This is a genomic window from bacterium, from assembly GCA_021158245.1.
Classification (GTDB): domain Bacteria; phylum Zhuqueibacterota; class QNDG01; order QNDG01; family QNDG01; genus QNDG01.
This window is the reverse complement of record JAGGVB010000118.1, coordinates 1-5616: the sequence shown is the minus strand read 5'-3', so window position 1 is coordinate 5616 and position 5616 is coordinate 1. Positions and strand designations below refer to the sequence as shown.

Below are 5616 nucleotides of genomic sequence, written 5' to 3'. Positions count from 1 at the left end.
TTATGTATTTCAAAAAAGATCTTTCAAAGTCTCAACCCAGGTAGCACTTAAACAATCTTCCAAAGGTTTATCATCTATCACAATATTTGTACGTTTCATTGAACACCTCCCTTGCATTTTTATACACCTTATAACTATAATTGTGTGTATGCAAGTAAAATTATGCGAAAGATAACGTCACAAATCAGCCGCGCGGCTTTTTGCGTCGGCTGAATTTATTTTGTTAGCCTGTTTTTTATATTCTTCTAACACCTTTATTGATTTATCGACATGGTTGTTGACAGTTAATTTAATGATATATCCACTGACTTTACCACTCAGAAATTTTTGTTTTTCAGAGAGGATTGATTTCACTTGCTTTAACCAGGTTATTTCCTCATGTATTTTTTCAAAAAAGATAGAGTGTTTATACCTTCCTGTAAGAGCGTAGGCTACTGTCCTTTTGTTTTCTGGTGAGAGCTTTCCAAACTCAGTAACAAAACTCTCTGGGTCTATATACTTTAAAATTGGTATTTCATAGTACAGATTATCTTCAGAGTTAGTATGAACTAATTGCGTATAGAATTTGCTGGTATCGGATACCATGATTTTAAGCAATGACTTGCCAGCATCAGGCATGCTCTCAGTTTTTATTTCTTCTGTCTTTTTTGCTATATATTCATTTAGTTCTTTAAATTCGGGCAGTTCTTCGCCTGCGAAACCAAGACCACCCCATGTGTCATCTTCGAATGCTGGAAATTGATTAGAATTTGATTGACTAAGCAGATTGTTTGATTTTAGGTAGTTTATATATCCCTTAGCGTTTTCAATAATTACTTCTTTAGTTTCATTAATCAGTCCCAAATTTGAAAACGATAGAAAAAGACCCATTATATGTTTTATTACTCCAACTTCCTTGTGTTCTTTATTAGCGATTTCCTGTGAAACCATTTTGTATAATTTAGAAAATGCATCATCTTCTAAATCTCTAAAATGCCACAATTTCACCCAATTTGCAGTATTCTCATCCTGAAAGTGCTTATTCTTTTTTAAGGATTCCAGTATGATTTCTTTATCAATAATTCCTTTATCGAAAAAAAGCTCCCATGCTGACAGTTCAAATATGTGGTCATAAAATGTTATATTGCTGTATTTTTCGGTCAGCGTTTCATATTTAGATTTTTCTTTGTTCTTTTCTTTGGAAATTCTATCAAAATAGCCTGAGGTAATTTTTTTCAATTCTGTTGGAAGGATTGTCCCAGACTTAATTTCAAAAGAATACACTAAAAATATTTGAAGTAAATCTTTACTAAATTCTTTATTTGAAGTGATATCAGCAGGCAATACAGAAAATAATCTTTCGAAATCCCAGAGTGATTGTTTAAGATGACGAAGATTTTGGTAGTTAGATGCTAAATAAATTTCTTTTACGGTGTTAAGGTTATCTTTGATTTCTTTCTTTGTTACATCATTTTCAAGTAAATTTGATAAGTTATCTAATACTTCATCAATGTCAGATATTATTTCAAAAGTTTTCCCGATTAATTTTTCTTTTATCTTGATGTATAAAGTCTCTGATTTAATAAGGCTGTTTACACATTTATCTTTTGATATTATGTCCTCTTCATTTGCAATGATAATGACTTTAAAACCTTGATGCTCCACAAAATGGTTTATATAACCAAGTATGTCTTGTTTTTTTATACCACATCGCTCCAAATCATCAAAAATTAGAATATTTCCATCTGCACTTTTAAAACGTTCTGGCAAGTCAATGTTTGGAACTTGAGACTTGATATTTACGTCTGGTTTGTTGTCACCATCAAGATCTATTTTTATACTTGTTTTTATTAAACCTTTTAAAATTTTACCGGCTAAAGCCATTCCCTTGGAAGAGAGGACTGGGTGTAATTGCTGAAAAAATAAATTTTCGATCTCAGTATAAGAAGTAATACCATATAAGCTTACATATAGATGATTTTGGCCATCTTGTTTTAGTTTTTCGCAATATTTTTTGATAAACCATGTTTTTCCACATCCCCATTTTCCCTTCAACATAATTGCATATTCAGGGGGGCTCTTAAGAGCACAATAATAATTCAAAAAATCTTCTATATGACTATTGGACGAATTCATTTTATTCCTCATAGAAGGCTAATGCGGAGCTGAGCGAAGGCGTGGCAGGCTCAAGCTGCAAGCTTGAAGTCTGCAACGACTTTCGCTCCAGCGGATTTGTTCGGGTGTGCGAATCAGCGCACATCCGAATAAATCCGCGGTAGGGAGCGATAGCTCAGCTCCGCATTCGGGCGTGCGCAGCACGCCCGAACGCCAAGATCACTGGTTGCAGGGGTTTCCAGTAAACTAATTCGTGATAATAAAGTTTGTTAAACTAAAACTTTGCAAAGCGGCTGAGACCCCTGCAATCCAGTGAATCGTTTTGTTCTGTGTTCTTTTGTTTATGCATTTCTACTTTTCAAAAGTTGAATTCACTCTTTCAAATAATGTTTCAAAATTCTCCAATGTTTTATCACTTATACTATCCAAGAATTTATCTCTATTTCTTAAAAAATAATCAGCAGGTTTACCGTGATTAAATCTGGAAACTGCTTTAAATCTTGCTATTTTATTTACGATTTGATCGGTCCCAGTTAAGTCTTCCTTCTTTATTTCTTCTCCAAAAGCTTCATTGTAAATTTTTAAATAATCATCAATCGTAAAAATGTCCTCAATATCCGCGAGTTTTGTTTTTGTAATCTCATTCAATGTTATAATTCTCTTCTGGTTTAGATATCCTTTATGTGCAAGATTTGATAATTTTTGATTGCCTTCTTTTCGTGCATCAATTATAACCGTAATGTCTAAATGGATACCCAATAATGCTACAAAGGTTGGTATTAAATCAGCACCTCCGACAGGAACCAATGTCCATTCGTCAAGAAGCCCTGAACGATTCTGCTCCTTTAAAAAATCAGAAATAATTTGAATATATGTAAAGTCTGACGTTCCTTCTAATACGAGATTATTTTTAGAAATAAACAGATGCTGAGCTAAATCATAACCTAATGCTCCTTGCAATGGGAAAAGTGTATCTGGGTCAGTTGTTGAAACTTCAGCTGTTATTTTACTTCCACTATCCCTATCTTTCTCTTCAACTAATCTTGTCCTTTCTAAATGGTTGGGCTGAACCATGAAAGGTGAATGCGTTGTATATAGTACTTGTCTTTTAATCACTAAACGTTCTTCAATAAATCGAAGAAAATCTGCCTGTGCTTTCCCATGCAGTCCAAGTCCCGGCTCATCTAATAATATAATAATTGGTTCATTGCTATATTCAAATTCTGAAAATGCGGCTAAAAATGAAAAAAACCACTGAAAACCCGTTGAATGTTCAGTAAAAGGTAATGACAGGAAATGTTTATTATCCCAAATCCTAATTTTCAATTCATCTATTACTGTTGTTTGACCATTAGGTTCAGTTATTGTTTTTTGTGTAATATCAGGGTTTACGCGTAAATCTGGGTTTTGGCTCCAATAATTTAGGACATCTTGGGTTAAAGCATTGGCAATATTTTCTAATTCTCTTTTCCGTCTTTCATAATCTGGATTTAATAAATAATCATCATCTGCTGCCGCCATTCTCAACAAAGATCTGGCAGTTAGTTGTTCATTTGTCAGATTATCTTCCGATGCTTCTAATATCTCTTTGATCTTTACAGTATATGGAAGCCCGCTATATTTATCAAAGTAAATGAATTTGGGTATTTTATTTTTTATTGTGTTGAAAATTGCAGAGTTAAGACAATCATTTTCTCCGATTGTATTTTTTAAACGCTCTTTTAATGTATCTATTGATTCTTGTTCTTTCTCATTGCTTTCTTCGGGCTGTTCATAACCTTCAACTATGTTTTTTAAATCAATAAAAGAAGCGCATTTTGTTAGGTCACTTCTAACATCTTTAGAAAAAGATAATTCTTTCAAAATCCATTTAATATATTTATTCTCATCATAATTTATTGAGGTTGATAAAGTATTTTCATAGCTTTTACTTAAAGTAATCACATCGTCTTCCAATATATCACCAAATTTATCTTTGAGTATTTTGATATCATCGGATTCCAACTGAAATTTTACTGTTACAGGTTCTACTTCATTAAGATTTAATCCCTGCATTTTATCTTTTTTCTCTAACCAAGCAGGGTAATTATCTTCAACAACAAATTTAGCATTAGTTCTAACAGGGTTTAGCCTATATAAGGCATGTAAAAAAGAAGTTTTCCCAGATTCATTTTTTCCCACAAGACAAGTAATATCATCTTCAATTTTCACGGTATTCGAATCAATAATATTTCTAAATTTTTTAATTGCTACTTCAATTAATTTCATCGTATTCCCCCTGTATTTTAATGCCTGTTACATATCTAAAGTTATTTTTACACAGAACGCCGCCGGATGAGCCGCGAGACTCGCAGGTTTTGGAGGGAGCTTGCTCGCGCCAAAACTGAGAATCGCAGTCGGCTCCATTGGCCTTGATAGGTGGAGCGCAAGCGAAACCTTTAAGGGCAAGGGCGAAGCATCCGGCGGCGATAGGCTGGAGCGCGCAGCGGTTCAGCCTATCATTCTGCGTCAGTAGCGCGCCAAGAAATTTGCCGCGTCAGCGCCGCCGCAGTTCTCCGCGTCTACTGAACGTCTTTGTTGGAACAGCCGTTTTGCGATTGAAACTATGTGCTTGAATTACCTCAGCAATAAACAGTTAACAGGAATGAACAACCTGATCCAGCGTGTCAGTTACCCATTTGTTAAGGCTTTTCCCGGCGTGAGCTGCGGCAGCGGCTATTTCGGCATGTATGCTAGGGGAAACGCGTAAGGTCAGCTTGCCGGAGTAAGGTTTATCATGGGTGCGTCCCTCTTTTTTGCAGTCGGCAAGATAATGGTCAATGGCGTTGTGGAAATCTTCGGTGAGCCGTGCTACAGTTTCACCCTCAAAGGTAATACTGTCTTTTATTCCAATCACTTTACCCCAAAAGATACTATCCCGTTCGTCAAAATTGATTTTAGCAAAATACCCCTTATAGGTCATACTGTTCATGGCGTCACCTCCAAGTTTGTCAACCATTCACGAATTTTTTCAATCATATATTTCTTTGCTTCTTTCCCCGGATGCGGCCTATGGGCGTATTCTCTTGTGCCGGAAAATTCCAAGACCACCCGCGAACCATCACCCTCTCGAACTTCACCGCCAAGCGCTTTGACCAGAGACTCAATATCAATGAATTTGATATTTGCCTTGGTAGGCTTGGTAAAGATGGCCGCTAATGTCTTCCGGTGTTTTGCTTTCATAATAAATATGGTAGCGCTTTCTGCCACCACAGTCAAGAGCTATCCCGGGATTGATTCATGACAATGGCAAATACATTGATCAAGGATTTGATATGGATCATCAAATTTTAATGGCCTCGCTTCGGGCTTTGGATGGGCTTTGAAGCCAAGATAGGTAATATTTAGTGTAGAGAACTATAGTGGACCCCAAAAATGAGACAGTATGTTAAGGTGTGTTTCCAAGAAAAAGGAGGCACAAAATGGGTAGAAAAAAACACAGCAATGAATTAAAGGCGAGAATTGCTCTTGATGCAATAAGAG

4 protein-coding genes are annotated in these 5616 nt (G+C 35.6%); all 4 read right to left on the bottom strand.

The genetic code is table 11. From position 1 onward, the window contains the following. Nucleotides 1-177: 177 nt before the first annotated feature. The 4 genes from J7K93_06730 to J7K93_06715 all read right to left on the bottom strand — a co-directional run bounded on the left by J7K93_06730 (nucleotide 178) and on the right by J7K93_06715 (nucleotide 5316). On the bottom strand, nucleotides 178-2115 hold the full coding sequence (locus J7K93_06730; protein ID MCD6116690.1) for an NTPase: 1938 nt from the start codon (nucleotides 2113-2115) through the stop codon (nucleotides 178-180). A 330-nt stretch (nucleotides 2116-2445) separates the two neighbouring features. Beyond that, the gene (locus tag J7K93_06725) at nucleotides 2446-4362 is read right to left on the bottom strand and encodes an AAA family ATPase (GenBank protein ID MCD6116689.1); all 1917 of its coding nucleotides are present in this window, start codon (nucleotides 4360-4362) and stop codon (nucleotides 2446-2448) included. Between the two features lie 367 nt (nucleotides 4363-4729). Next, nucleotides 4730-5065, bottom strand: coding sequence for a type II toxin-antitoxin system HicB family antitoxin (locus J7K93_06720; protein MCD6116688.1), 336 nt, complete (start codon nucleotides 5063-5065; stop codon nucleotides 4730-4732). Beyond that, complete coding sequence (locus J7K93_06715; GenBank protein MCD6116687.1) at nucleotides 5062-5316, bottom strand: type II toxin-antitoxin system HicA family toxin; 255 nt, start codon at nucleotides 5314-5316, stop codon at nucleotides 5062-5064. Before J7K93_06715 ends, J7K93_06720 begins: the two co-directional genes overlap by 4 nt. Nucleotides 5317-5616 lie beyond the last annotated feature (300 nt).